Source organism: Mycobacterium sp. 3519A (genome assembly GCF_900240945.1).
Classification (GTDB): Bacteria; Actinomycetota; Actinomycetes; order Mycobacteriales; family Mycobacteriaceae; genus Mycobacterium.
Genome location: NZ_OESG01000014.1, coordinates 2,872,331 through 2,899,097, shown reverse-complemented (window position 1 = coordinate 2,899,097; position 26,767 = coordinate 2,872,331). Strand labels below are relative to the sequence as shown.

Here is a 26,767-nt window from a genome sequence, read left to right as displayed (position 1 = left end):
CCGAAAGGGAACCACCATGTATGACAAGAGCCGACATAGGACACTGCGCGCGGTTGCCGCCGTCATCATTTGCCTCGCAACCGGTATGGGATCACCCGCCATCGCAACGGCGACCGCGGAATCGGATCCATCCTGTCCCTACGCCGAGGTGGTGTTCGCCCGCGGCACCTTCGAAGCGCCAGGTATCGGCGACACCGGACAGGCATTCGTCGACGCGCTCACCTCGCGCCTGGGCGGCAAGCCTGTCGACGTCTACGGAGTGGACTACCCCGCATCGCTGAACTTCAACGACGCCGCCCTTGGCGTCATCGACGCCAGTAACAAGGTCGAATCGATCGCCGCCAGCTGCCCACACACGAAAATCGTGCTCGGCGGCTACTCGCAAGGCGCCGCCGTCGCCGGCTACACCACCACCGACTCTGTACCCCCTGGATACATGCTGCCCGCCGGCATCACCGGGCCCATGCCTGCGGACATCGCCCCACATGTCGCCGCCGTGGCGTTGTTCGGGAAGCCGTCGAACGGCTTTTTGGACCTCGTCGACCACAGCGCGCCACCCATCACCATCGGAGCGCTCTACACGGCTAAGACCATCGAACTGTGTGCACCGGGCGATCCCGTCTGCGGCGATGGGCTCAGCCGGGCGGCACACAGCGCGTACAAGAGCAACGGAATGGCCGATCAGGCTGCCGAGTTCACCGCCCGTGCCCTTTCCTCGTCCCCGATGTAAGACCGCGGTCGACGCGCCTCCCAGGCGATTGCCCGCCTGCTTTCAGGTTCACCGACGCGCCCTGGCTCACAATGGGGGTAGGCGCCAATCAACAGAGGAGGACGTGTAGTCGTCACCGCCGGCGCAAAGCTGCAGGAGGCGAACGGTGACCGACCCAGTGCGCACCAGTACCTTCAGCACCGTCGGACTCCCGCCCGAACGACGAGTGGCCTCTTGGCAGCAATACCTTTCGGATGCGCTGGCCAATCTGAAGTGCCGATCCGTGAAGCCGACGGACTTCCAGGCCGCGACAATCGGCCTACAACTGGCGCATACCCAAATAGCGCGCGTCAAGACTGCCAAGCCGGTGGTGATCGAGCGGCCCCCCAAGATGATTCGGCAAAGCCCAGGAAATGCAATCGTTCTGCAATTCGTGTTGGCCGGAGAAGCGTTCATCTTCCTCGACGATGGAATCCGGACGCTGCGGCCAGGCCAGTTGGTGGTATGCGATGCCGATCGGCCGTACCTCGGCGGGTATTCGGCGGGATACGACGAGTTGCTGCTGAGTGTGTCCAGGCACGCATTCCAGGAGAACAGCGGGCGGACCGATGTCGAAGCGCCGCTGTTCCAGTCCTTTTCGTCCAGACGCGGTGCGGTCGCCGCATCTGTGGCAGAACAGATGAGGCAGGCCCTTCGTCCGGCCGACAAAAAAGCGGTCGAAGAAGGCGAGTTGTTGCGTCTGGTCGGCGCGATGTGCAACCCCGACGCCGAACCGCCTTCGTCGTCGTATTTGGCAGCCGCACGGTCGTTCATTGACAGCAAGCTGAGCGATCCGGCGTTGTGCGCTACCAAGATCGCGCAGGCAGTAGGGATCAGCCCGCGTCATCTGTCACGGATCATGGCCGGCGCGGGGTCGACTGTTCCGCAATATGTGCTCGGCCGCCGTTTGGACGCGGCGCGAAACATGTTGCAGCAGCCGTCATTCGCAGCGATTACCATCGCCGACATCTCGGCCCGGTGCGGATTTCGGTCCAGCGCATACTTTTCCAGCGCATTCACCGCACGCTTCGGACAACGGCCATCCGATATCCGTCGTGCGGCACCCAACTACCGCGCCTCCGGCCAGTTGCATCGAAGCGCATAACACCGTTACGAATCGTCAGCCGCGGCACGGTGGGCTTTCTTCTTCTTCGGGTGCGCCGGTGACGGTGTATTCGACTCGGACCCGGCCGCCGCCGCCGTCTCCTCCCCCCGGGCAGCGGCGGCGGCACGGGTGGTCCGCTTGTCGGCAGTGTCGTGATGGGCACCGCGTATCGGGCCCTGCTCAGGCTTCGAAGACTCGACGACGGCCGGGGACTCGGAGTCGTCAACCGACTTCGGCTCCTTCGCCGCTTTGGTCTCGGCTTTCTTGGCGGTGCCCCGGTGGGTTGGCTTGACGGTCGACGTCACCGGCGCCGGGTCAGCAGGCTCTTCTGTCGTGGTGGCGGCGGCGAGGGTCGGGGTTTCAACGACCGGGGCCTCGGTGGCGGCAGACAACGCGCCCACCGGGCTGACGCCCGGGATTATGTACGAGAGCTCGTTGATTATCGCGCAGATCGGACACAGCAGAATCACTCCGACGATCAGGGGTGCGAAAAGGATGAAAAGGGCGACAAAGCCGAGGAATTGGCTGATCGGACTCGGCAGGTCTGTCACAGCGAGGGTGCTGGCGGCGGCTGTCGGTGTCGGGGTACCGGTGACTCGCAGCTGTGTCGCCGGGTCAGTGCCCTCGTCCGGAGCCACGTTCCCCATCACCCCAGGGCTAGGCGCGCCTCGGTCCGCCATCAGGGTCCGCTGGGTGACGAAACGTGCCAGCGTCGGTATATCTACGGCGGCGGGTAAGGCCGTGGCAGTGAGCCGCACCGGGCGAGTTTCGGTGCGCGTGCTGTCAGCCTGGGGCGGCACCGTCACGACGCTCAACGCCAGCATGGCAGCGCACGCGATGGCGCCGATACTCCTGTAGCACGCCATCGACGTTCCTTCCGCGCAAGGACCTTGCGAAACGACGGTCACCGCTCGGCGCCATGCTCCGCCATCGAATACTCGCGCGCCGCCGCAGGCACGACCTAAGTGGCGGACTACTGCAATACGGGTCGAGTTCGATCCGCGACTACTTAGGCGCCTACAGCACGTTGCTGTCGGCGGCCGCCTCGATCGCGTTGTTCTCCGCGATCACCTGCTTCACGGTGGCGAGCACCGGCTTGGGCGACCAGTCCTGGTGGAACAACCCCATCGAGCCCTGGATCGGATCACTCGACGGATAGTCCGCCAGCGTGTGGATGAACGCGGGCCCGGCGAAGTCGAGATTGCGCCACGTGCGCAGGAAGTCCCCGACGAACGCCGCCTGATTGGCCTCCGACACCTCCGACGACGGCTGACCGTATTCGGTGACCCAGATCTTCTTGTTCCCATCGCCGTTGGCGACCATCACCGCATACATCTGCTCCGCCTGCGTGATCGGCACGCCCGCATGGCCCTCTCCCGCCGAGAACGGTATCGAGTACAGGTACGGATGGAACGACACCGCGTCGAAGTAGCCCGCGGCCCCCGCCGCATACATCTGCGACAGGTAGGTCACCGGGTTGACCGTCGGGCCGCCGGGGGTTTCCGCCGCCGCAGCCACCGACGCCGCAATCACCGTAGCGTTCGGATCCGCCGCCTTGATCGCGGTGTACGCGACCTTCAGCAACTCGGTGTACTGCTTGGCGTCCGGGGTCGGCGACCAGAAAACGTTGTAGTTCGGCTCGTTCCAGATCTCGTAGTCGGCCACCTTGCCCTGATACCGAGTCGCGACCTTGGTGACGAACTCACTGAACTCGTTCAGGTCCGCAGGATGCCCGCTCAGCGGCGGTTGGTCGGGCACCGCCGCCCAGTCCGGCGTCGAATTCAGCACGGCAAGCACCTTGATGCCCTTGGCGTTTGCGCTGTTGACCATTCGGTCCACCGCCGCCCAGTTGTAGGTGTCGTCCGTGGGTTCCACGCCGGCCCAAGGGATCAGGATCCGGATCGTGTCGATGCCGGCATCCTTGAGCAGCCCCATCGCCTTGTCGGTGTCCGTCTGCGAGTAGAAGTACATCTGCTGAGCGGTGACGGCCACCGTCGTCGGACGCTGATCGATCGCCGACGCCGACGGCGGCGCAATCTCGACATTCACTGTGGCCGTGGTGGTTCCGCCGAAGGCGTCGCTGATGTTGACCACGAAGCTGTCGGTGTCGACACCATCCGTCACCAACGCGCGGTACCTGGCGTCGACGTCGGGCGTGTAGGTGAACTTGCCGTCCGCGGTCACCTTCACGGTCCCGAACGCCGGTCCGGACCCCAGGCTGTACGTCAGCTTGTCCCCGTCGGGGTCGTCCGCAGTGACCGTACCGGTCACCGTGCCGATAGCGGTCGACGTCGTGGTGCCCGGCGCCTCATGGCCGTTGGTCGGCGCACCGTTGGTCGTCGGGTTCGGTGCGATCGACACCTTCAGCGAAGTCGTTGTGGTGCCGCCGAATCCGTCGCTCACCGTGATCGTGATGGTCTCGGTCTTCGTGGCGGTCGTCGCACCGGCCTTCGAAGCCGCCAGACGTGCGGCAGCAGTCGGCGTGTAGGTGAACGTGCCGCTGGGACCGAAGACGATCGTGCCCTTGGTCGTCGCACTCGCCTTGAAGCTCAACGGATCTCCGTTTGCGTCGGTGGCGGTGACGGTACCGGTGACGACACCGCTGCGCGGATTGGTGTTCGTCACCGTCGCCACCGCACCCGTCGGTTTGGCGTTGGGTGCACCGATCCTGACGTTCACCGTCACGGGAACGACGCCGCCGTGGCCGTCGTCGACCGTGACGACGAACGTGTCCTTCCTGTCGTCGTAGCCGGCCCCCGGCGCCGTTGCGGCGGCACGCGCCTCCGCAGTCGGCGTATAGGTGAACGAGCCCGTCGAGGTGATCGTCACCGTGCCCTTCGTCGGCCCCGACGTCACCGTGTAGGTCCGCTTGTCGCTATTGCCGTCGGTGGCTGTGACGCTGCCCTTGACCACACCGGTCGTCGTGCTTGGCGTGCCAATGGTCGTCGTGACGGCCGGAACCTTGTTGGCGGGGTCGATCGCGACGATGATCTTGGTGGTCACCGTCCCGTTGCGGCCGTCGGAAACCGTGATGGTGAACGAATCCGTCGTCACGGAATCCGGTGCGCCCGGCACGGCCGCGGCGTGGCGGGTGGTGGAAGTCGGTGTGTACGTGTAGGTCCCGTCGGCTTTGAGCACCAAAGTGCCCTTTGTGGGTTTGGTGTTCACCACGTACGTGAGCGGGTCACCGTCGAAGTCGACGACTCCCACTTTTCCGGTCAGCGCACCGGTCGACGGGTTGGACACGCTGTAGGACGGGTCGCTGGAGAACGGCGACGTGTTCGGGGGCACGAGCGAGACGACGTGGACGCTGTCGGTGTCGTAGTCGGTGACGAACATCTTGGTGCCGTCGGGGCTGAGCACGACGCCGGGTTGCACCGACATCGGGGTGGCCGTACCGCGAACCGTCGTCACGCCCAATGTCGAACCGTCAGTGCTGCTCACTGCCGCCAGCAGACCGGTGTTGCTGACAACCATCACCGTGCTGCTGTCGTTGGTGATGACAATGCCGGACAACGCAACGCCGAGGTTTCGCGTCACTGCGGTGCGTGCCGTCGTGTCGATGACGGTGACCCCGCCCGCAGTGTCGGTGGCGAACAGCCGCGGATAGCTGGCGCTGAGCGCGAGACCCGTTGGCGCACCGGCGGTATCGGTGATCGACGTGACCGTCGTCGCGCTGGATGAGAACACCGAGATGTTGCCGCCGCCGGTCGGCTTGGCGCTCGCAACATAGATCTTGGTGCCGTCGGCACTCACCGCGAGCTCGGTGGGCTGGTAGCCGGTGGGGAGCTTGACCTTGCTACTGGAAACCGTGTTGTAGGTCGTGCTGATCTTGCTGATCGTCGCGCCCGTGCCGCTGGCGACGTACACCGTGCTGCCGCTCGGATTGATCGCGATGGCAGTGGGATTGGCGATCGTGATCGTCTTCTTGGTGGCGCCGGTCGCGGTGTCGATGACTGTGACGGTGTTGTTGGTCGAACTCGACACGTACAGCCGGGTGCCGTCCTTCTTGACCGCGATACCGTCGGGCGCCGCGCCGACCTGATACGTGCCAACGACCGTGTTCTTGACCGTGTCGTACACGGTGACGGTGCCGGTGCTGCGGTTGGTGATGTACGCCCGGGTGTTCGTGACGGCCACCGCGCTGGCGTCGGTGACGTTGGTGAAGTCATTGGCTTTGTAGAACGGCGACGGGCTCACCGGGATGTTGATCGGCACGTCGACCCTGTTGACCCCGTCGTACACGCTGACCGTCATCCCGATGGTGTCCTCGGGATTGGCTGTCGTCGCGGCGACGAAGCGCTGCGCTGTGGTGGGCGTGTAGGTGATCACCTTGGTCGTCGAGTTGTAGGCGAAGGTGCCCGCGCTCGGACCGGACTTCAACGTGACCGTGACCGCCTTGCCTTCGGGGTCGCTCGTGCTCAATTGCCCCAGCACCTTGCCGGTCGTCGCATCGGGTCGACCCCACGTCACCGTCGCGGTCGGCGGTTGGTTGGCCGCCGCCGCGGCGACGGTCTGAGTGGCCGCCAACTGCGCGTCGGCGACCTCGGCGGTGACATCCTCGGTCTGCCCCACCTGGCGTCGGGCCGCCCCCAACAACACCCACGACAGCGGCGATTCCGTGGCCCCGCCGGGGAGCACGCCGAGGAACGCCGACAGCACCGGACGCACCACCACATCGATCAGGGTGCCGATCGCCGCCTGGACCGGGTTGACAACGGCCGGTTTGACCGGCGCCGTCAGGGTTGTCGACAGCTCGGCGGCAGGTTGACGCAGCGCGGCGACCGTCACGGCGGGTGGCGCTTCGGTCTCTGGTTCGTCTTTCGGCGCGCTGTTACTCGTGACTGTGTTCTGGGTGCGCGCCTGGTGAGCCGGCTCGTTTGTGGCCGTGGTGGATTCGGCAACGCGGGTGGACGGTTTGGCGGTCGCCCTTTTCTTCTTCGGCTTCTGCGCGCCACGGTCGTCGCCGGAATGTGCGCCGCCGGAGTTCGAGACGGTGACGCCGGGCGCCACCTCTTCGGAGGTGGCCGATCCGGGTTTCGGGTCGACGGGTTCGGGGGTGGTCTTCGGCTCGTGCGGCGTGACCGGAGTTCCGGTGGCGCCGCCAGCCGTCTGGGGCGCGGTGGGTGCGCCGGTGGGCTCGCTGCCGGTCTCCGCGCCCGTGGGCGAGGAGGTGGTCGCATCGTCTTCAGTCGCCCACGCGATCCCTGCCGGCGCGGCGATTGCCGATCCGATGCCCAGAGCGACGGCAAGCGCGCCCACCCGTCCGACATACCTGCCGTATCGCGAATGCATATCTCCCCTAATTGCCCAGTAAACGTCTGATGCTGAGCGGCAGCGGGTAGCTTAGCTCGGCGAAACGACAGCAAACCGCTGGTTAGTCTAGCGGTTTGATTCGCATTACCGAGATCGACTCTGCGAATTTGCTGAATTTGGCTATCCGCACGAATTTGCCAGGTCGGCGGCGCTGCGGGGCGTTATTCGCCGAGCACCGCGCGGCGGTAGCGGCGCCGGCCCTCCGAGTACTCGGGCCGGTCTCGGTAGACGATGCTCAGCGGGCCCGCCGACTCTCCGTATGGCTGCGTATAGATCCCGAACATGTCTTCGGGCAGCAGTCCGACGATGCCTATGTAGGTCTTCACGAACGCGTTGAGGTCTTTCTTGTAGAGCTTGGCGGGTACGACCTCGATGTAGGGCACGACCGCGGCCGCGGCGAACTGGTCGTCGAACTTCGCGGCCGCTGCCTCGTGCTTTTCGGCGTCGAGCACGATCTGCAGCTCGCGTATCGGTATGTCAGGATTCGCTTCTTTGAGCTCTCGAAGCCGTCGTGCGTCGTCGAGGAATCCCACGCGCGCACCGTAACACCGGGCGTGCAGCCGCCGTGACCCCCGCCGAGGCGGCGCAGTACCGGGCCGCCGGCTGGTGGACGGATACCACCCTCTCTGAGCGGGTGACGCACAATGCCGGGGCGACACCTGACAAGTGGGCCTATGTCGATTGCATCCCCGACGGGCCGGACCGCGTGCTGACGTGGCTCGACTTCGACCGCGCTGCCACCAATCTCGCTCATCGGTTGCGCGCGCTGGGGGTCGCACCCGGTTCCGCGGTGGCGGTCTGGCTTAAGGACACCGCCGAAATCCACACAACGATGAATGTGGTGGTACTCGTCGATGTGACCTCTATCCTGCTGCCCGCTTGTGCTGACCGGTTTCCACCATGAGGCACCGGCCTTGGCAAATCCTAAAGTCGACGAGCGTTCTAGACGTCGGTGATGGTGGACTGCGCTTCCTCGGCGGCGATGATCGCCCTGTTCTCCTCGATGACCTCGAGAGCGGGCTGCGGTGTCCAGTCCGTGTGGTAGACAACGAGAGTCGACTCGTCGTCGTCGGCGTCACCGGTATCGCGGAGGGTGTCGATGAAGGCGGGCCCGACGTAGGGCAGGCTGCGCCAGGTGCGCAGGAAACCAGTCGCAGCGATGCTGTTCAGCAACCCACGCCGGGCTCAGCTACTGGGTGCACTCAACGCTGACGGTGCGCTCGTCTCCGAGGTGGACACCGTCGGGATACTCAACGTGGCGGCGGGGTTGTAGATCGAGGTGTCGACGGGTCCACCGAAATGCTCGGGAACCACGGCGGCCGATTGCACCCGGGGGCCGCCGGAAAACGCGGAAATCACTACCATCCCAGCGAGGGCCGTCGCTCCGACGGCGGCCGCTGCGACTCGAAACATGTGCATACTCACGTCGTTCCAACATGCCACTCGAATCTGCCGTTGAGCTGTTCTGGCAGTGGACTCCCATCGACATCAGAGCGTCACACTATTTGGGAAACGACGTCACAGCACACCTCAAGCGTGCACCGGAGAAACTCTCAAGCACCCGGCATAGCGTCGAATTTCGTTGCAATGCTTGAAATGAGAGGAGTCTTACCATGCTGCGAAGACCATCTTTGCGGACGTTCGCGGTAGCTGCGGCCGGAGCTTCAATCGCTGTCGCACTTGCCGTTCCCCCACTCGCGTCGGCCGCGGAACCGGTTCTGCCCGCCGGATTCGCCACCGACTGGGGCCCTTACGGACACGAGCGGCCCCACCCCGGCGACTGGCATCATCCGGAATGGGGTCCGGGCTGGAACGACGGCTTCCCTGCGCCGGGTTGGGTGCCGCCCGTCGGCTGGGCCCCGCCGCCGGACTGGACACCGCCTGTCGGCTGGTATCCCCCGTCCGGCTGGGCGCCGCCGCCGGGATGGGTCGGCCCCTGTGCCGGACCGTTGTTCGATCTGCTTCACCCGCTGCGCTGCGCGTGATCCACGCTCTGAGCCTGTCCGTGCGGGCAGGCTCAGAGCCGGTCGAAGATCGAGTTGACCAGATCGTCGCCGATTCCGATGCCTGCGCCGGTCACGATCGCCTGGCCGAACCGCCCGCCGAGGAAGCGCTGCAGCGCGCCGCCGCCCTGGACCGGCTGATACTGCGGTTGGCTGTACTGCGCGGGTTGGCTGTACTGCGAAGGTGGTGGGGCGTACGCAGGCGGCGCAGGCGGGACGGCGGCTACGTGGTTGTCGACCAGCGCGTGAATCGCTTGCAGGAGTTCGGTTGTCGAGCTCTGCTCATCACGGATCGCCAGTGCGATCTCCTTGAGATCCAGCGCCCACTCCCTGGCGTTGGGCTCGCCCGCCGCGGCGGCCGTCGAGAGCTTTCCGGCAAGTGCCGCGATCAGTGCGGCGGTCTGCTGCGCCTGTTGTTGCAGCGCGCTGAACTGGCGGTCCACGGTATCGGTGTCCACTGTTGTGGTCCTTTCGCTAGGTCGTCTCGATCGACGTCTACCGCCCTCGGCTCACAGATTCGTGTGAGTCGGCTGTACGAATCCCGATCAAACGCAGCCGTACCGGCTAGCAGGTAACCCGTTCTCCGGCCAGTGGCAATGACACCGCCGTCGCGCCAGGCGCAGATTTGAAGAGGGACTCCACCGTCGATAGAGGAGCTTCTCTTCCGTGACGAACCTCACCGTCCACTCCAGGTGTGACGCCAAACAGGGCATCCGCCAGGCATTTTCGGACTCAGTCGGCGACTCCAGCGCGCGTTTCGCCGGAGGTCACAGCAAGTTGACAGGAATACCTCGCGACCCCACGGCGGATGTACCCAATAAGGGACCGATCGTTCCAAAAGTTGGTTTTTGTCTTTGAAGGAGCCTGCTATGTCAGATTCAGTAAACGAGCGTGAAGCACGCTTGCGGAGTCGTTTCGAGAAGTTGACGTCGACCGATCCGCAGTTGGTCGCGGCGCGTCCGGACCCAGCTGTCGCCGCCGCCCTCGCCGTACCCGACTTGCCGCTGGCCGACGTCATCCGCACCGTGCTCGACGGCTACGCGGACCGGCCCGCGCTCGGTCAGCGCGCCGTGGAGTTCGTCACCGACGGGACCGGCAGGACGGTCGCCGAACTGCAGCCTCGGTTCGACACCCTGACCTATGGCGAGACATGGTCGCGGGTGCGCGCTCTGGCGACGGCGTTGGCGAACAATCCCGTCCGCCCCGGCGACCGGGTGGCGACACTCGGCTTCTCCAGTGCCGACTACGCCGTGGTGGACATGGCGTTGTCGCTGACGGGCGCCATCGCTGTACCTCTGCAGACGAATGCCCCTGTGGCGCAACTGCATCCGATCCTCGTCGAGACCGAACCCGTCGCGATCTTGTCCAGCGTCGACCAACTCGGCGACGCGGTGGAACTGGCGCTCACGGCGTATGCACCCAAGCGGATGGTGGTGTTCGACTATCACCCGCAGATCGACGACCACCGCGAGGCGCTCGCCGACGCCGCCACTCGCCTTGCCCCGCACCAGGTCACCGTTGAGGCGCTCGACGACGTGATCGCAGCGGCCCCTGCGCACGCCGAGGCACCCAACGTCCGTGGTGAGAGCGAGGCGCTGCGCCTGCTGATCTACACCTCCGGCTCGACGGGCACCCCGAAGGGGGCGATGTACACCGACCGCCTGATGGCCGACTGCTTCCGCGGGTGGTACCGCCCCGACTGGGATCCGGACGGCAAGCTGCCCGCGATCAGCCTGACGTTCATGCCGATCAGCCACATCATGGGGCGGGTCATCCTGTATTCCACGCTCGGTGCGGGTGGAACGGCATACTTCGCTGCCCGCAGCGACCTGTCCACTCTGCTGGAAGACATTGCCCTCGTCCGCCCGACGCGCCTCGACTTCGTCCCCCGCATCTGGGAGATGCTGTTCCAGGAGTTGCAGAGCGAGATCGACCGCCGCTGGACCGACGGCGACCGCGAATCCGTCGAGCGTCAGGTGATGGCCGAGCAGCGCGAGAAGCTGATTGGCGGACGGCAATTCACGGCATTGACCGGGTCGGCGCCCATTTCGGCGGAACTGTACGCGTGGGTCGAAGACTTCCTCGACATTCCGCTGACCGAGGTGTACGGCTCGACCGAAGACGGCATCATCCTGCAGGACCGCAAGATCAAGCGCCCGCCGGTGACCGAGTACAAGCTCGTCGACGTCCCCGACCTCGGCTACTTCGGCACCGACCAACCACATCCCCGTGGTGAACTGTGGGTCAAGACACCGAATCTGATCCCCGGCTACTACAAGCGGCCCGAAGTCACCGCCGAACTCTTCGACGCCGACGGTTGGTACCACACCGGCGACGTGATGGCCGAGGTCGGGCCCGACGAGTTGGTCTACGTGGACCGCCGCAACAACGTCCTGAAGCTCTCGCAGGGAGAGTTCGTCACCGTCTCCAAGCTGGAGGCGGCTTACGGCGGCCACCCGTCGGTGCGTCAGATCTTCGTGTACGGCAACAGCGCCCGCTCGTATCTGCTCGCCGTGATCGTCCCGACCGACGACGCGCTGGCGAGCGTCGGCGGAGACGTCACCGCCGTGAAGCCGCTGTTGGCCGAGGCGCTGCAGAGCATCGCGAAGGAGGTCGGTCTGCAGTCGTATGAGATCCCGCGCGATTTCATCGTCGAGACAACGCCTTTCACGCTGGAGAATGGTCTGTTGACCGGGATCCGCAAGCTGGCCCGTCCCAAGCTCAAGGAGCACTACGGCCCCGCGCTGGAGCAGCTCTACAGCGACCTGGCCGACGGCCAGGCCGAGGTGCTGCGCGCACTGCGCAGGGACGGAGCGAATCACCCGACGGTGGAGACGGTCAGCCGTGCCGCAGGCGCCCTGCTCGGTGCGGCCTCTGCCGACGTGTCGCCGGATGCGGCGTTCACCGAGTTGGGCGGGGATTCGCTGTCGGCGTTGACATTCGGGAATCTATTGCGCGAGATCTTCGCGGTGGATGTGCCGGTTGGCGTGATCGTGAGCCCGGCCAGCGACCTCGCGTCGATCGCCGCGTACATCGACTCCCAGCGGGCCGGCACCGCCAAGCGACCCACCTACGACTCCGTGCACGGGCGCGACGCGACCGAGGTGCATGCTCGTGACCTGACGCTGGACAAGTTCCTCAACGATGCCACCCTGGCGGCGGCACCGTCGCTGGCTCCTGCCAGCAGCGAGGTTCGCACCGTACTACTCACCGGCGCAACGGGTTTCCTCGGCCGTTATCTGGCGCTGCAGTGGCTGGAGCGGATGGATCTGGTGGATGGCAAGGTCATCTGCCTGGTCCGCGCCAAGGACGACGAGGCGGCGCGGCAGCGTCTGGACGCGACGTTCGACAGCGGCGACGCGCTGCTGCTGGAGCACTACCGCAACCTTGCGGCCGACCATCTCGAGGTGATCGCCGGCGACAAGGGTGAGGCGAACATCGGGCTCGACGACGCCACCTGGCAGCGGTTGGCGGACACCGTCGACCTCATTGTCGACCCGGCCGCACTGGTCAACCATGTGTTGCCGTACAGCGAGTTGTTCGGACCGAACGTGGTAGGCACCGCCGAATTGATCCGCATCGCGCTGACGACACGGATCAAGCCCTACGTGTACGTCTCGACGATCGGCGTCGGCGACGGCATCGAACCGGGCAAGTTCGTCGAGCAGGTCGACGTCCGGGAGATGAGTGCCACCCGCGAGATCAGCGACCGCTACGCCAACGGCTACGGCAACAGCAAGTGGGGCGGCGAGGTGCTGCTGCGCGAGGCACACGACCTGGCCGGCCTGCCTGTCTCGGTGTTCCGCTGCGACATGATCATGGCCGACACGACGTATGCGGGTCAGCTCAACGTGCCGGACATGTTCACCCGGCTGATGTTGTCTCTGGTCGCCACCGGTATCGCGCCGTATTCGTTCTACGAACTGGACGCCGACGGCGGCAGGCCGCGCGCGCATTTCGACGGTCTGCCAGTGGAGTTCATCGCCGAGGCCATCTCGACACTCGGCGCCAACGTGGTCTCCGGTTTCGAGAGCTACCACGTGATGAACCCCTACGACGACGGCATCAGCAAGGACACGTTCGTCGACTGGCTGATCGATGCGGGCTACCAGATCACCAGTGTTCCGGACTACGCCGAATGGCTGGTGCGGTTCGAGACGGCATTGCGGGCGCTGCCCGACAAGCAACGCCAAGCGTCGCTCCTGCCGCTGTTGCACAGTTACCAGAAGCCCGAGCCGCCGATCAACGGCTCCCTGGCGCCTGCCGACCACTTCCAGAAGGCGGTGCAGGACAACAAGATCGGGCCTGATAAGGACATCCCGCATCTGTCCGCTCCGGTGATCGTCAAGTACATCACCGATCTGAAGCTGCTCGGTCTGCTCTGACCGGGCCAACCGGAGGCCTCCGCGCGGTAGCCCATCCCGCCGCACGGAGGCCTCCCCGTCAGTAACGCACGTCGCTGGCGAGCAGCGGCGGATACACGGTGGAGGACTCGCCGTCGACGGTCGTCCCCGCGAATTGCAGCATCCTGCGCAGCTGGCCGTTCAGCGGCGCCGGATAGCCGAGCCCCGGTGCCGACACCTCGTCGAGCACCCGCAGGTGGTCCGCGCTCAGTTGCACGTCGAGTCCGGCCAGGTTCGCGTCCAGGTGGTCCAACCGGCGAGCCCCGACGATGGGTACGACCGTCTGCGGCCGATTCAACAGCCACGCCAAAGAGACTGCGGCGGGCGTTGTTTCGAGCTCGGCCGCGATACGGGCGACCGTTTCGATGACGTCGAACTCGGCGTCGCTGGGACCGCCGACGTACGCGGCCCGCTCCGAGTCGACGACCTCACCGCCGCGCCGGTACTTCCCGGAAAGGAACCCGCCTTTCAGCGGGCTGTACGGGGTGAGCGCCATGCCCTGTTGCTGGGCCAGCGGCGCGATTTCGCCTTCGACTGTCCGGGCCAGCAGCGAGTATTCGACCTGCAGTGCGATCAACGGGGTCCATCCGCGAAACAGCGCGGCGGCCTGGGCTTGCGCGGTCACCCATGCCGGCACGTTGGAGAAGCCGATGTAGCGGATCTTGCCGGCCCGCACCAGGTCGTCGAGCGTGCGCATGGTTTCCTCGATCGGAGTGTTGCGGTCCCAATTGTGCAGCCAGTACAGGTCGAGGTAGTCGGTCTGCAGCCGACGCAGGGTGTCGTGCAGTTGCGCGGTGATCGCCCCTCGTCCCGCGCCCCCGCCGTTCGGGTCGCCAGGGAACATGTTGCAGAAGAACTTCGATGCGACGACGACGTGCTCGCGCCGTCCTGGGTGGGCGATGAACCAGTCGCCGAGAATCCGCTCCGAGTGCCCGTTGGTGTACAGGTTGGCGGTGTCGACGAAGTTGCCGCCGAGATCGAAATAGGTCTCGAGGATCTTCTCGGCCTCCTCGACGCTGCTACCCGCGGCACCGGGGTCCTCGCCGAAGGTCATCGCACCGAGCGCGAACGGGCTGACCCGCAGCCCGGACCGGCCGAGGGTGAGATAGTGATCGAGTGGCATGAATCTGCTCCTAGTCGTCAGGTTGATGAACCCATCAAATCCCGAACCACCAGCAAGTTGGTAGATCGATCGAGGCCATCTCTTGCACAATCCTGCTAATATTGCGTCAATCGTGTCGGATTCGTGGTTGTCTGATGGCGTGCGCCGGACATCCGAACTTCTCGACGAGATCCGCAACTGCATCGCGGCTCACGCGCGGCCGGATTTGTCGACATCCATCGATGGCCTGCTGCTGTCGAACGTTTCCACCACGCCCGCCACCCCGGAGTACTCGGTGACCCATCCGCTCCTGGTGATCATGGCCGAGGGCGGCAAGCGACTTCTGCTTGGCGATCAGGTGGTCGAATACGGGCGCGGTGACTGCCTGGTCATCACGGCGAATCTGCCAGTCACCGGCCACTGGCTCGACACCGACGGAACCGGACGGGTGCTCGGCATGGGCCTGGTGCTCAGGCCCGCTGCGATAGCGGAACTGCTGTTGAAGGCCCCGGCAAGCCGGTGGCCGCGGGGCGCGCCGGGTGGTCCGGCGATGGCGACCGGGGCGGCCCCACCCGAACTCCTCGACGCCGCCGTCCGGATGCTGCGACTCGTCGACGAACCTGCGGACGCCCCCGTCCTGGCGCCGCTCATCACCCAGGAGATCCTGTGGCGGCTACTCGCGGGCCCGCTCGGCGACACCGTGCGCCAGATCGGCCTTGCCGACAGTGAGCTCACACATGTGAGCCGGGCGATCGCCTGGATCCGTGACAACTACGCCGAGCCGATGCGCGTCGACGATCTGGCGCGGCTGTGCGGGTTGAGCACATCGGCGTTCCATCGGCATTTCCGCGCGGTTACGGCGATGAGCCCCTTGCAATTTCAGAAGCGGATTCGGCTGCAGCAGGCCCGGTCGATTCTGGTCACACGCCCCGGAGACATCGCGGGCGCCGGGCATCTGGTCGGCTACGACAGCCCTTCGCAGTTCACCCGCGAATACCGGCGGCTATTCGGCGCACCCCCCGGTCGGGACGCCGAACGCCTGCGTGCCGACACCCCGATGGTTGCGTCGCTGTGAAGTGCACGGTGATTGTGAAACCAGGCCCGCCTCCCCCAAGCGGGGCCCGGTCCCACGCCTCTAGCTTGGCTCATAGCGCACGCAAAGGAATCGGGTATTTCCCTACGTTCGGACGACAATGGGGTGGGGCACGACTGCGTCAGTAGGAGTCGGCCAGCCGCATCCATTCGTACGGCGGCTGCTGCGGCCAGCCGTCCGGCGAGTCTTCCCACGTCTCCTGCCGCCCGTACGGGGTGAGATCCAGCAGGTCGAAGACCACCATGAAGGGCTCCTCGCCCCGGTTGAACGTCTGCCAGGTGTGGAACACGCGTTCGCCGTCGCGCAGGAACACGCTGACCGAGTGAATCTCCTCGCCGTCGACGGTGACACCGAAGTCGTCGTTGAAGCTCGAGGCGGCCGACGACGCCCAGGGCAGCTTCCAGCCCATGCGCTCGCGGAAGGCAAGCAGCTTGGCTAGCTCGGCACGCGAAACCAGGTAGAACGAGGTGTCTTTCGCATGCAGGTGGGACAGCGGACCGATGTGGTCGGCCATCATCGAACAGCCGTCGCAGCCCTGCTCCCAATCCGGGCCGAACATGAAATGCTGCACGATCAACTGCCTGCGCCCGTCGAACAGATCGAGCAGCGTCGCCGATCCCTGCTCGGTGTCAAACGTGTAATGCTCGCTGATCTCGACCATCGGCAGACGTCGGCGCGCGGCGCTGACCGCGTCCTTCATCCTGCTCAGCTCCTTCTCGCGGACGAGCAACTCCGCGCGCGCCCGCTGCCATTCGGAACGCGTCACGATCGGCGGCATCGGTGTCGGCATGACCGCAGCTTGCCACGCCGTGACGACGCCGCTGCTACGTTCGGCGGGTGCGCACCAAGTTCGAATTCGACTTCGTGACGACGGCGACGCCCGATCAGGTCGTCGAACTGATGACCGACTTCTCCCCCAACCGTGTGCACCGCTGGCCGGCATCGTCGGCGAAGGCGTTCGAGGTGTACCACCTCGGCGAGACCGACGCGGATATCCGTGAGGGCCAAGATTTCCCGAAGGTCTGGGCGACGTGGCACTACGACTGGTCGACACCGGGGACGGTGACGTTGACCGTCACCGAAAGCGCCTCGCTCAAGCCGGGCGGTTACATGAGGTTGACCGCGACGCCGCGCGACGAGGGCGGCAGCGCGGTGCACGGCGAGTGGGAACAGTCGCCTGCCAGCCTGACCGCGGCGGTCGGGGTGATGATGATGCGGTTGGTCGGTCCGCGGTTTCTCGCGTCGTACTACAAGAAGGTCTACGACGCGCTGTGAGCTAGCCGCTTCGCAGCCCGTCGATCACCGTCGTCATCCCGCAACCCGTCGCGACCAGCGCAAGCTTGGTCAACCAGTCCCTGGCGGTATGTGCGACCCGGGCCAGTCGCAGCATGACAAGACCCTGCTTCGTCAACCGAACACCGCCGGCGCGTTCGAACAGCGGCGTACCACCTGCCGTTCGATTGCGGCCACCTGCGCGGCGAAAGTCATCTGCTCTGGGCGGAACGAAACCGTGCTCGCGGATCTGGAGGCCCGGTTTGGCGACCGGATCACGACGGTCAAGCTCACCGGCGACGTCGAATCCGACCGGCGCGCGATGCAGGCGGCATCGTGCGATCCGATCGATGTCGTGCTCGACGTGCTTCCACCCGACGCACCAACGGCAGTCGTGCGCGCGGCGGCGATGACCGTCCGTGAGTACGGACGCATCGTGCTGATGGGCGGTGTGTGCATGCTCGGCGGTGACGATCTGGCGTTGCCCTATCCCTGGCTGATGCGCAACTCTGTGACAGTCCGCGGGCAATGGATGTACCCGAGAATCGCTGTTCCCCAGACGATCCGACTCATCCGGTCCGGGGTGCTCGACATCGGGAATGAGCGTGTCACGACGTTCCCCCTCGAGCAGGCGAACGCTGCGGTCGCGCACCGTACTGCTGCCGCAGAGCCCTACCTAGAGTTCGATCCCGCCGCCGCCGGCCAGGAAGGCTTGGTTCTCGTCGATCACGGCCTCGATCACGGTCACCGCGAGTTTCGGCGTCCAATCCTGCTTGTAAACGCCCATCGTCCCTTGGGCGAGATCGAAGGTGGCGAAGTCGCGCAGGGTGTGGATGTACGCCGGTCCGGCGTAGTCGAGGTCACGCCAGGTGGTCAGGAAGTCGTCGATGTAACTGGCCTGTCCGGCCTCGGTGACCAGATAGGACGGCATGCCGTACTCGGTGGCCCAGATCTTCTTGTTCCCGTCACCGTAGGCGACCATCACGTCGTGGATCTGGTTGGCCATCAGCAGGGGTGATCCGGCGACCGATCCGCCTTCGGAGAACAGCGCCATGGAATACGGATGGAAGGACAACGCGTCGAAATAGCCTGCGGCGCCTGCCTCGTACATCTCGGTCACGAACCGCACCGAATCGATCGCCTGCGTGCCTGCGTCGGGCGCGGCCGCGATGACACCGCCCACCACAACGGCATTCGGGTCCGCGGCCTTGATCGCGGCGTATCCGACTTTCAGCAGCGCCGTGTACGCGGCCGGGTCGGGCGTCGGCTCCCAGAACCGGTAATAGTTCGGCTCGTTCCACACCTCATACGCCGACACCTTCCCGGCATAACGGGCCGCGACCATGCCGACGAACTCCGCGTACTCCGCCGGATCGGCGGGCGGTCCACCGAGCGACGGTGAACCGGGCACCATGGCCCAGTCGGGCGGAGAGTTCAAGATGCCGATCACCGTCATGTTGCGGGCCTTGGCGGAGTTGACCATGCGGTCGACAGCCGACCAGTTCCAGGAGTCGTTCGACGGTTCCACACCGACCCAGGGGATCAGAATCCGGATCGTGTCGACCCCGTCGGCCTTGAGTAGATCGAGCGCCCGATCGGTCTGGGATTGCGTAAAGCCGTACATTTCTTGGACATTCATCCCGACCGTGGTGCCGCGCTGGTCGATGGCCGAAGCCGAGGTCGAGGGCGGCGCAATTGTGACGCTGACGTCGAACGTCGTCGTACCGCCGTAGCCGTCGCTGGCGAGGACGGTGAACCGGTCCATGTCGATTTCGGCGGTGGTCTTTGCGCCCCACCTGGCTTCGACGTTCGGCACGTACGTGAAAGTGCCGTTCGGATCGATGTTCACCACACCCTTGCTGGGGCCGGTTGCCAACGAATACGTCAAGACGTCGCGTTCCTCGTCGTCGGCGACAAGGGTCCCCGTCACCTGTCCGATGGCGGCATTCGGGTCTCCGACCGACGCTCGACCGTTGGTGGGCGCCGAATTGACATGGCCGTACGGCGTGACCGGAAGGTTGACCTTGACGGTTGCGGTGCCGCCGTAGCCGTCCGCCACCGTGATGGTGACCACGTCGGTCTTGGTAGCGGTGGTGGCATTGGGCGCCGACGCGGCTTGACGGGCGGCCTCGGTCGGCGTGTAGGTGAACGCTCCGTTCGGCCCGAACACCAACGCTCCCTTGGCCGGAGTGGTCGAACTGAACGACAGCGGATCGTTGTTCACGTCGACGGCGGTGACCGTGCCCGTGACCCGCCCGCTGTTGAGATCGGTGAACAGGCCACCCACGGTGGCCCCCGTCGGCGCGTAGTTCGTCGGACTCACGGTGACAGTCACCGACACCGGCACGACGGCGCCGTGGCCGTCGTTGATCGTCACGGTGAACGTGTCGACCTTGTCGGCAGCCGTTGCGCCCACCTTCGCGGCGGCGTGCCGCGCCTCCGCCGTGGGGGTGTAGGTGAACGTGGTGGCCGAAGTCGTCGACTTCAGCACGACGGTGCCCTTCGCCGGATCGCTCACGCTGAAGGTCCGCACGTCGAAGTCTCCGTCGGACGCGGTGACCTTGCCGGTGACGACTCCCGATATGGCGCTTGGTGTTCCGACCGTCAACGTGTACGTCGGCACCTTGTTGGCAGGCAGGATGTTGACGGTGGTGGTCGGCGTGACCACACCGCCTCGGCCGTCGGACACCGACACCGTGAAAGAGTCGGTGAGCGCTCCGGGCGGCGGGCTGTCCAGTGCGGCGGTGTGCCGGGCCGTTGCGGTCGGGGTGTAGGTGAACGTGCCGTCCGCCTTGAGCGTGAGCGTGCCCTTGGTCGGCTTCGTGACCACGGTGTACGTCAGCGTGTCGCCGTCGGGATCGTTCACCACCACCTTCCCGGTGAGGGTGCCGGTCGTGGCGCTGGGGGCGTTGAGGATCGGGGTACCGACCGTCGGCGCGGTGTTGGGGGTGACCATGCCGACGACGTAGACCTTGTCGGCGTCGTAGTCGGTGACGAACAGCTTTGTGCCGTCCGGACTCACCGCTGTTCGGGGCACGACGGACATGGCCGTCGTCGAGGTTCTGGTGGCGACGGTGGTCAGCGGCGCTCCGGTGGCAGCGTCGAGGGCGACCACGCGGCCGACCGTGTCGGTGACGAACAGCGTGGTGCCGTCGTTGCTGACGCTCACCGACGAAGGCACACCAGCGACGGTACGGGTGGCGACGACGGCACGCGTCGCGGTGTCGTAGACGGTGACCTTGCCGTCTGCGGAGCTGACATACAGCCGCTTGTTGTCCGGGCTCACCGCCAAACCCGTTGGAGCACTCGGTAAATTGGCGATGGTGGTGACGGTGCTCGAGGTGTAGCCGAACACCGCAACCGTGCCGCCGCCGGTGGCTTTGTTGCTGATCACGTAGAGCTTGGTCTTGTCGGGGCTGACAGTGATGCCGGTGGGCAGTGAGCCCGCGGGCAGTGTGACGGTCCCGCTGACGGCGTTGGTGGCGGTGGTTATCTTGGTCACCGTGCCAGCGTCGCGGCTGGTGACATACAGCACGCTGCCGCTCGAATTGATCGCCATCGCACTGGGTTTGGCGATCGCGATGGTCTTGACCACCGCGGCGGTCTTGGTGTCGACGACCGTGACGGTGTTGTTGTCGAGGCTGGAGACGTACAGTTTCGTGCCGTCGGGTTTGATCGCCAACCCGTCGGGCGTCGGCCCGACGGCGATGGTGCCGATCACGGTGTTCTTGGTGGTGTCGATCACCGTCACGGTGCCGGCGGTCCGGTTGGTGACGTAGGCGCGGGTGGCGGTCGCGACCACCGCGTTGGCGTCGTTGACCCCGCCGACCTCGGCCTGTTTCGCGATCGGCAATGGGGTGACCGGAATGTTCACCACGGCAGGCACGCTGTTCGTGCCGTCCGACACCGTGACCGTGATGGGCGCGGTCACGGTGGCCGAGGTGGCGCCAGCGTTGATCCGCTGTGACGTCGTCGGCGTGTACGTGAATTTGGCGGTGGCGGTGTCGAATACCAGCGTGCCCGCGGTAGGCGGGGTGGTCAGCGCGTAGGTGACCGGCTGCCCCTCGGGATCGGTCCCGACGACTTGGCCGGAGATCGCGCCCGAGGTCGAGACCGGTGTGCCGAAGACGACATCGACTGTCGGGGACTGGTTCTCGACAAGCGCGGTGGTAGTCGCGAACGTGGCCAACCGCGTGGTCTCCGGTTGCGTCTCCCCGATCTGACGACGCGCCGCGGCGGCGAACACCCACGCCAGCGGCGATTCGGAGGGGGTGCGCGGTAGCGCACCGAGTATGGACGACAGGATCGGTGACACCACCCTGCTCAGCACCGCGGTAACGGGAGAGGCCGTCGCCTTCGCGGAAACCGGTCGTGGTGCTGACAGTGTCATCGGCACTGTGGACTCGGCGGCAGCGGAAACCGTGACCGCTTCGGCTGGCTCATCGGGCGGTTGCACCTTGGCGTGCGTGGCCTGTGATGCGTTCGTCTGAGCTGCCACCCGCGCGGCAGCGGTGGTGGTCTTTTTCTTGTCGGGCGTCTTGGTGGCACTCTTCGGTTTGGCCGTCCGCTTACCCGCGCCTTCACCGGAGGTGTGCGCGCCGCCGGAGCTGGACACCGTCACACCCGATGTCACCTCGACGGTGGACGACGACGGCGACGTCTGCTTGCCGCCCGACGTCGCCTGCTCCTTCGGTTCCGACGGTTCGACACCGTTGGCATCCGGTGCCTCGGTCTTGGGTTCGCCCGCCGGTGCCGGTTCGCCGGCTGGGTTGTTCTCCGCGTCCTTGTCCACCGCCTGGCCGGCAGTGGTGGCGGGTTCGTCAGGCGCCGCGGAGGCGATGGCGCCCGGTGCCCCGATCGCGATTCCAACTCCGAGCGCGACGGCCAAGGCGCCGATGCGCCCGACATACCTGCTGTAGCCCATTTCCCCCCACCTTCTTCGCTGAGCTATCACGAAGAAATCCGGGCGCTCGAGCAAACACCCGGACTAGCTGCGCCCCCAGTCGCTCGGAGCCGAGTTCAGCCTATGACTTTGCAGATGGGAGCAATTGACTTTGGTGAAATATCCCATTGGTATTTGCGTCTGCAAGCAAAGTCCGCTAAGCGATGCCGTTTGCTTCCAGATACCCCTTGTTCTCCTCGATCACGGTCTCGAGCACACCAACAGCGGGCTTGGCCGTCCAGTCCTGCCGATAGACCCCGGAGGTGGCCGAGTTGGCCTCCGAGGACGTGTAGTCCCGGAACGTGTGGATGAAGGCCGGGCCCGCATAGTCGATGTCGCGCCAAGCCCTGAGGAAGTCGGCGATGTAGGTGGCCTGATTCGCCTCCGAGACGATCCCCGCCGGCTGCCCGTACTCGGTGGCCCAGATCTTCTTGTTCCCATCGCCATTCGCGACCATCAGGTCATGGATGGCCGCGACCTGGTTGAGGGGCAGCGTCGGGATCGTCCCGCCCTGGGTGAACGGGCGGTAGTAGAAGTACGGGTGATAGGACAGCGCATCGAAATAGCCTGCGGCGCCCGCCTCGTACATCTCCCTGACGAAGCGCACCGACTCGACCGTCCAGCCGTCGTAATCGGTCACCGCGCCGACCGAGCCGGCAACCACCACCGCGTCCGGATCGGCCGCCTTGATCGCCGTATACGCCGCTTTGAGCAGTTCGGTGTATTGCGCCGCAACGGGTTCGGGGTCCCAGAACACCTTCCCGTTCGGCTCGTTCCACACTTCGTACGCCGACACCCTGCCCTGGTAACGGGTCGCGACCATGCCGACGAACTCCGCGTACTCGGCGGAGTCGGCGGGGTGTCCGCTCAGCGCCGGGGTGCCCGGCGTCGCCGCCCACCCTGGCGTCGAGTTCAACACCCCGAGCACCTTCATGTCGTGCGCGTTGGCGCTGTTCACCATGCGGTCGACGGCCGCCCATGACCACGTGTCGTCATAGGGTTCGATCCCGGCCCATGGCATCAGAATGCGTACGGTGTCAACGCCATCGGACTTCAGCAGGTCGAAGGCGCGGTCGGTATCGGCCTGCGAATAGAAGTACATCTGCTGCACGTTCATCGCGACCGTGGTGGCGCGTTGGTCGATCGCCGACGACGACGTTGACGGCGGAGCGATCGTCACGGTGACGTCGACTGTGGTGGAGCCGCCGTAGCCGTCGTTGATCGATACCGTGAAGTGGTCGGTGTCGACGGCGGGCGTGGTCTTCGCACCCCATCTGGCCTCGACGTTCGGCACGTAGGTGAACGTCCCGCTTGCATCGAGTTTGACCTCACCCTTGCCGGGTCCTGACACGACGGCGTAGCTGAAGGCGTCGCGTTCGGCGTCGTCGGCGGTGACGGTGCCCGTGACCGCTCCGATGGCCGAGTTCGGATCTCCCACGGTGGCAACACCGTTCGTCGGGGCGGCGTTGACGTGACCGTTCGGCGCGATCGAGAACTTCAGCGCATACGTCGTGCTGCCGCCGTATCCGTCGGTCACCGTGACCGTGACGCTGTCGGTCTTGGTGGCGGTGGTGGCGCCTGCCGCCGATGCAGCCTGCCGCGCTGTCGCCGTCGGCGTGTACGTGTACGTGCCGTTCGGGTTGAGGACGAGGGTGCCCTTGGCGGGCGCAGTCGCCTTGTACGTCAACGTATCGTTGTCAGCGTCAGCCGCGACAACGGTCCCGGTGACCCGACCGTTGTTCAGATTGGTGAACACGCCGGTCGCCGTGGCCGCGGCGGGTTTGGCGTTGGTGGGGCTGATCGTGACGGTGAGAGCGACGGGGACGACGCCGCCGTGTCCGTCGTCGACAGTGATCGTGAAGGTGTCGGTCTTGTCCGCGGTTGACGCCCCCACCCGTGCCGCGGCGTGCCGCGCCTGCGCCGTCGGCGTATACGTGAACGACCCCGTGGACGTGAGCACCACGGCGCCCTTCGTGGGGGTGCTCGCGGTGTAAGTCAGCGGATCCTTGTCTGCATCACTGCCTTTGACGTAGCCGGTGACGACGCCGGTGCTGCTGCTGGGCGTGCCGACCGACTTCGTGATCGTCGGTACCTTGTTGGTCGGCACGATGTTGACGGTGATGGTCGGCGAGACGACGCCGCCGCGACCGTCGGTGACGGACACAGTGAACGAGTCGGTGGTCAACGCGGTCCCGGCGTTCGCCGTGGCCGCGGCGTGCCTGGCCGCCGCCGTCGGCGTGTAAGTGAACGCGCCGTTGGCGGTCAGCACCAGGCTGCCCTTCGAGGGCGCGCTCGCCACCGTGTATTTCAGAGCGTCCTGATCGACGTCGGTCACCGCGACGGCGCCGGTGATCGCACCCGTTGTCGCGTTGGGCGCGTTGACCGTCGGCGTGCCTGCGGTCGGTGCGTTGTTGGGCGGCACAGTCGAGACGACGTAGACCTTGGCGGAATCGAAGTCGGTGATGTACACCTTCGTCCCGTCGGCGCTTGTTCCCATTCCCGGCGCGACGGACATGGAGGTCGTCGCGGTACGGGTGGCGATCGCGCGCAGGAGCGTGCCCGTGCTCGCGTCGACAGCGGCGACCCGGCCCGCGGTGTCGGTCACCAGCAGCGTGCTGCCGTCCCTACTGACGGCGACGCCGGCGAGGGGGGCCGCCACGATGTGGGTGGCGAGCACGGCGCGCGTGGCGGTGTTGACCACGGTGACACGGCCGTCGGCGGAGGTGACGTACAGCTTCGCGTTGTCCGGGCTGACCGTCAAACCCGTTGGCGTAGCCGGTAAGTCGGTGATCGTGGTGACAGTGCTCGAGGTGTATCCGAACACGGCGACAGTGCCGCCACCGGTGGCTTTTCCGCTGATGATGTAGATCTTGGTCTTGTCGGGGCTGACCGCGATACCCGTGGGCCGCGACCCGGTCGGCAGTTTCACGGTGGACACGGCGTAGGTCGAGGTGCTGATCTTCGACACCGTGCCTGCGTCGAGGTTGGTGACATATACGGTTCCGCCGCTGGCGTTGATCGCGATCGCGCTGGGTTTGGCGACGGCGATGGTCTTGACGATCGCCTTGGTGGTGGTGTCGACGACGGTGACCGTGTTGCTGTCCAGGCTCGTCACGTACAGCTTGGAGCCGTCGGGTTTGATCGCCAACCCATCGGGCTTCGGTCCGACGGCGATGGTGTCGATCACGGTGTTGGTGAGGGTGTCGATGACGGTCACGGTGCCCGCCGTCCGGTTCGTCACGTATGCGCGGGTGGCGGTGGTTGTCACCGCATGCGCCTCGTTCACCGCGCCGATGTCGGCAAGCTTGGCGACCGGCGCGGGGCTGACTTCGATGTTGACGACGGTGGGCACGCTGTTGGTTCCGTCGGACACCGTGACGGTCATGGCGACGGTGTCGCTGACGGGTGTGACACCTGCGCTGATCCGTTGCGAGGTGGTCGGTGTGTAGGTGAATTTAGCTGTCGCACTGTCGAAAACGAGCGTCCCGACGGTCGGCCGCGAGGCCAGCGCATAGGTCACCGCCTTCCCCTCGGGGTCAGTGCCGACGACCTGTCCGCTGACCGCACCGGTGACAGCGACAGGCGCGCCGAAAACCGCGGTGGCTGCCGGGGGCTGATCGGCGACCAGCGCGGCGGTGGTGAAGGCGGGGGCGGCCTCCGCCGTGGTCCGTGACTGCGCCTGGCCGACCTGGCGTCGCGAGGCGGCGAGGAGAACCCAGGAAAGCGGTGACTCCGCCGGAAGGTTTGGGATGACGCCGAGTAATGACGACAGCAGCGGTTGCGCAACGCTTTTGAGCGCGAACTCGACCGCCGACGCCACGCTCTTCTCCGTGACGGGCGCGGTCGCGACCGTCACAGGGACGGTGTCCGCGACGGCGTCTGTGACGGTGTCCGCGGTCGCGCGTCGAACTGTCGGAGCGGTGTCGTTGTCCTGCGTTGCGGTCGTGTTCGTCTGGGCGCTCACCTTGGCTGCGGGAGCATCGGCCTTCTTGGCGGTGCGCTTTCGCGGCTTGGTCGTCTTTTTCGGAATGTCGTCATCGGTCTCAGGTGCCCGCGCACCGCCAGAACTCGAAACCTTGACGTCGGGCGCCGCGTCGACCGACGCGGGTTTCGACGGCTCGTCTGGCTCGTCATTCGACGGCGTCTTGGGCGGGTCGCCGGCCGTCGTATCGTTGGACGGCGCCGAGGCGGAGCCCGAATCAGACGGCGTCCCCCAGGCGACCGGCGAGGCGATGACGGCCCCGACGCCAAGCGCAACGGCAAGGGCACCGATGCGCCCGACGTAGGTGCTGGAGCTCATCCCTGGACCCGCTTTCACTTGCGCAGCAATCATCAAGCGACCAGGTCGAGTGGGGCTAACCAGCGGTTGCTCCGCGAGAACCTCTATGTGTCGCGATCACTTTAACCCATAGCTACAACAGCCACGCTCCTTCCGTATGAGCTTGTGAAATCGTTGTCGAGCCCATAACAGGAGTTTGCTCTGCGGTGATTTTCCGGACAGCGTTGTACGCCAGTTACTCGCGGCACCTGAAGCTCGGATACCTCGGATCGATACCGATTAATCAGATTTGCTGAACTAAGTAACTTTGCAGTTTGTTTCGCTTTGCGGATAGTCGGGTCGCCTTCTTCAAGTCGCAGCGTTTGACGAACCCGTACTGCGTTGCTGACGGGCGAGTGTTCGGCACTGTCCCAAGGGCGGTCCTGTTACCCGGGCGGAAAAGTTTCGGCTGCCTGAATGTGAGGCAAGCGCCACGGCGCCCAGGCCCCAGCGTGTCTCGCAGCG

Annotated in this window: 17 protein-coding genes; 7 read left to right on the top strand and 10 right to left on the bottom strand. The window is 65.7% G+C overall.

The annotated features are described in order from the left end of the window. The first annotated feature begins 16 nt into the window (after positions 1-16). Positions 17-730 (top strand): cutinase family protein, encoded by a 714-nt coding sequence (locus C1A30_RS35160; RefSeq protein ID WP_101952754.1) that lies wholly within the window; start codon positions 17-19, stop codon positions 728-730. A 145-nt stretch (positions 731-875) separates the two neighbouring features. Beyond that, positions 876-1,853 carry a helix-turn-helix domain-containing protein gene (locus C1A30_RS35155; RefSeq protein ID WP_101952753.1) on the top strand — a complete coding sequence of 326 codons (978 nt, stop codon included), beginning with the start codon at positions 876-878 and terminating at the stop codon, positions 1,851-1,853. A gap of 5 nt (positions 1,854-1,858) precedes the next feature. Here C1A30_RS35155 and C1A30_RS35150 read toward each other — a convergent pair whose 3' ends face one another. The 3 genes from C1A30_RS35150 to C1A30_RS35140 form a co-directional block, all read right to left on the bottom strand. Then, positions 1,859-2,719, bottom strand: coding sequence for a hypothetical protein (locus C1A30_RS35150; RefSeq protein WP_101952752.1), 861 nt, complete (start codon positions 2,717-2,719; stop codon positions 1,859-1,861). Between the two features lie 151 nt (positions 2,720-2,870). Then, a complete protein-coding gene (locus C1A30_RS35145; protein WP_142392711.1) occupies positions 2,871-7,148 on the bottom strand; it encodes an Ig-like domain-containing protein in 4,278 nt (1,425 codons plus the stop codon). Between the two features lie 182 nt (positions 7,149-7,330). Beyond that, on the bottom strand, positions 7,331-7,702 hold the full coding sequence (locus C1A30_RS35140; protein WP_101952750.1) for a hypothetical protein: 372 nt from the start codon (positions 7,700-7,702) through the stop codon (positions 7,331-7,333). Positions 7,703-7,734: 32 nt separating this feature from the next. On the opposite strand from C1A30_RS35140, the gene C1A30_RS35135 reads away from it, so the two are divergent. Continuing rightward, positions 7,735-8,073 carry an AMP-binding protein gene (locus C1A30_RS35135; protein WP_101952749.1) on the top strand — a complete coding sequence of 113 codons (339 nt, stop codon included), beginning with the start codon at positions 7,735-7,737 and terminating at the stop codon, positions 8,071-8,073. Positions 8,074-8,111: 38 nt separating this feature from the next. Here the strand turns inward: C1A30_RS35135 and C1A30_RS35130 are convergent, their stop codons facing one another. Beyond that, positions 8,112-8,342, bottom strand: coding sequence for a hypothetical protein (locus C1A30_RS35130; protein WP_101952748.1), 231 nt, complete (start codon positions 8,340-8,342; stop codon positions 8,112-8,114). A 440-nt stretch (positions 8,343-8,782) separates the two neighbouring features. Between C1A30_RS35130 and C1A30_RS35125 the strand changes: the two genes are divergently transcribed. Beyond that, the gene (locus C1A30_RS35125; protein WP_101952747.1) at positions 8,783-9,154 is read left to right on the top strand and encodes a hypothetical protein; all 372 of its coding nucleotides are present in this window, start codon (positions 8,783-8,785) and stop codon (positions 9,152-9,154) included. 32 nt (positions 9,155-9,186) lie between these two features. Here C1A30_RS35125 and C1A30_RS35120 read toward each other — a convergent pair whose 3' ends face one another. Continuing rightward, complete coding sequence (locus C1A30_RS35120; RefSeq protein WP_101952746.1) at positions 9,187-9,630, bottom strand: hypothetical protein; 444 nt, start codon at positions 9,628-9,630, stop codon at positions 9,187-9,189. A gap of 411 nt (positions 9,631-10,041) precedes the next feature. Here C1A30_RS35120 and car point away from each other — a divergent pair, with 411 nt between their 5' ends. After that, positions 10,042-13,557: a carboxylic acid reductase gene (car, locus tag C1A30_RS35115; RefSeq protein ID WP_101952745.1), complete on the top strand. Its 3,516-nt coding sequence runs from the start codon at positions 10,042-10,044 to the stop codon at positions 13,555-13,557. A 58-nt stretch (positions 13,558-13,615) separates the two neighbouring features. Here car and C1A30_RS35110 read toward each other — a convergent pair whose 3' ends face one another. Next, positions 13,616-14,698 carry an aldo/keto reductase gene (locus C1A30_RS35110; protein ID WP_101952744.1) on the bottom strand — a complete coding sequence of 361 codons (1,083 nt, stop codon included), beginning with the start codon at positions 14,696-14,698 and terminating at the stop codon, positions 13,616-13,618. Positions 14,699-14,810: 112 nt separating this feature from the next. On the opposite strand from C1A30_RS35110, the gene C1A30_RS35105 reads away from it, so the two are divergent. Next, the gene (locus tag C1A30_RS35105; protein ID WP_235010344.1) at positions 14,811-15,752 is read left to right on the top strand and encodes an AraC family transcriptional regulator; all 942 of its coding nucleotides are present in this window, start codon (positions 14,811-14,813) and stop codon (positions 15,750-15,752) included. 139 nt (positions 15,753-15,891) lie between these two features. Here C1A30_RS35105 and C1A30_RS35100 read toward each other — a convergent pair whose 3' ends face one another. Further along, positions 15,892-16,560 carry a DUF899 domain-containing protein gene (locus C1A30_RS35100; RefSeq protein WP_101952742.1) on the bottom strand — a complete coding sequence of 223 codons (669 nt, stop codon included), beginning with the start codon at positions 16,558-16,560 and terminating at the stop codon, positions 15,892-15,894. Between the two features lie 47 nt (positions 16,561-16,607). Here C1A30_RS35100 and C1A30_RS35095 point away from each other — a divergent pair, with 47 nt between their 5' ends. Continuing rightward, complete coding sequence (locus C1A30_RS35095) at positions 16,608-17,045, top strand: hypothetical protein (RefSeq protein WP_200828513.1); 438 nt, start codon at positions 16,608-16,610, stop codon at positions 17,043-17,045. A gap of 1 nt (position 17,046) precedes the next feature. Here the strand turns inward: C1A30_RS35095 and C1A30_RS35905 are convergent, their stop codons facing one another. The 3 genes from C1A30_RS35905 to C1A30_RS35080 form a co-directional block, all read right to left on the bottom strand. Beyond that, complete coding sequence (locus tag C1A30_RS35905; RefSeq protein WP_200828512.1) at positions 17,047-17,694, bottom strand: hypothetical protein; 648 nt, start codon at positions 17,692-17,694, stop codon at positions 17,047-17,049. A gap of 24 nt (positions 17,695-17,718) precedes the next feature. Further along, the gene (locus tag C1A30_RS35085) at positions 17,719-21,966 is read right to left on the bottom strand and encodes a VCBS domain-containing protein (protein ID WP_101952741.1); all 4,248 of its coding nucleotides are present in this window, start codon (positions 21,964-21,966) and stop codon (positions 17,719-17,721) included. Positions 21,967-22,141: 175 nt separating this feature from the next. Further along, entirely contained in the window at positions 22,142-26,284 is a 4,143-nt protein-coding gene (locus C1A30_RS35080) for an Ig-like domain-containing protein (protein WP_160112823.1), read from the bottom strand. Positions 26,285-26,767 lie beyond the last annotated feature (483 nt).

What these genes read in the sequence shown, in the direction of transcription:
- C1A30_RS35160 (WP_101952754.1), top strand. Translation starts at nt 17, where the DNA reads ATGTATGACAAGAGCCGACATAGGACACTGCGCGCGGTTGCCGCCGTC.
- C1A30_RS35150 (WP_101952752.1), bottom strand. Translation starts at nt 2,719, where the DNA reads ATGGCGTGCTACAGGAGTATCGGCGCCATCGCGTGCGCTGCCATGCTG.
- C1A30_RS35085 (WP_101952741.1), bottom strand. Translation starts at nt 21,966, where the DNA reads ATGGGCTACAGCAGGTATGTCGGGCGCATCGGCGCCTTGGCCGTCGCG.
- C1A30_RS35110 (WP_101952744.1), bottom strand. Translation starts at nt 14,698, where the DNA reads ATGCCACTCGATCACTATCTCACCCTCGGCCGGTCCGGGCTGCGGGTC.
- car (WP_101952745.1), top strand. Translation starts at nt 10,042, where the DNA reads ATGTCAGATTCAGTAAACGAGCGTGAAGCACGCTTGCGGAGTCGTTTC.
- C1A30_RS35080 (WP_160112823.1), bottom strand. Translation starts at nt 26,284, where the DNA reads ATGAGCTCCAGCACCTACGTCGGGCGCATCGGTGCCCTTGCCGTTGCG.
- C1A30_RS35125 (WP_101952747.1), top strand. Translation starts at nt 8,783, where the DNA reads ATGCTGCGAAGACCATCTTTGCGGACGTTCGCGGTAGCTGCGGCCGGA.
- C1A30_RS35100 (WP_101952742.1), bottom strand. Translation starts at nt 16,560, where the DNA reads ATGCCGACACCGATGCCGCCGATCGTGACGCGTTCCGAATGGCAGCGG.
- C1A30_RS35145 (WP_142392711.1), bottom strand. Translation starts at nt 7,148, where the DNA reads ATGCATTCGCGATACGGCAGGTATGTCGGACGGGTGGGCGCGCTTGCC.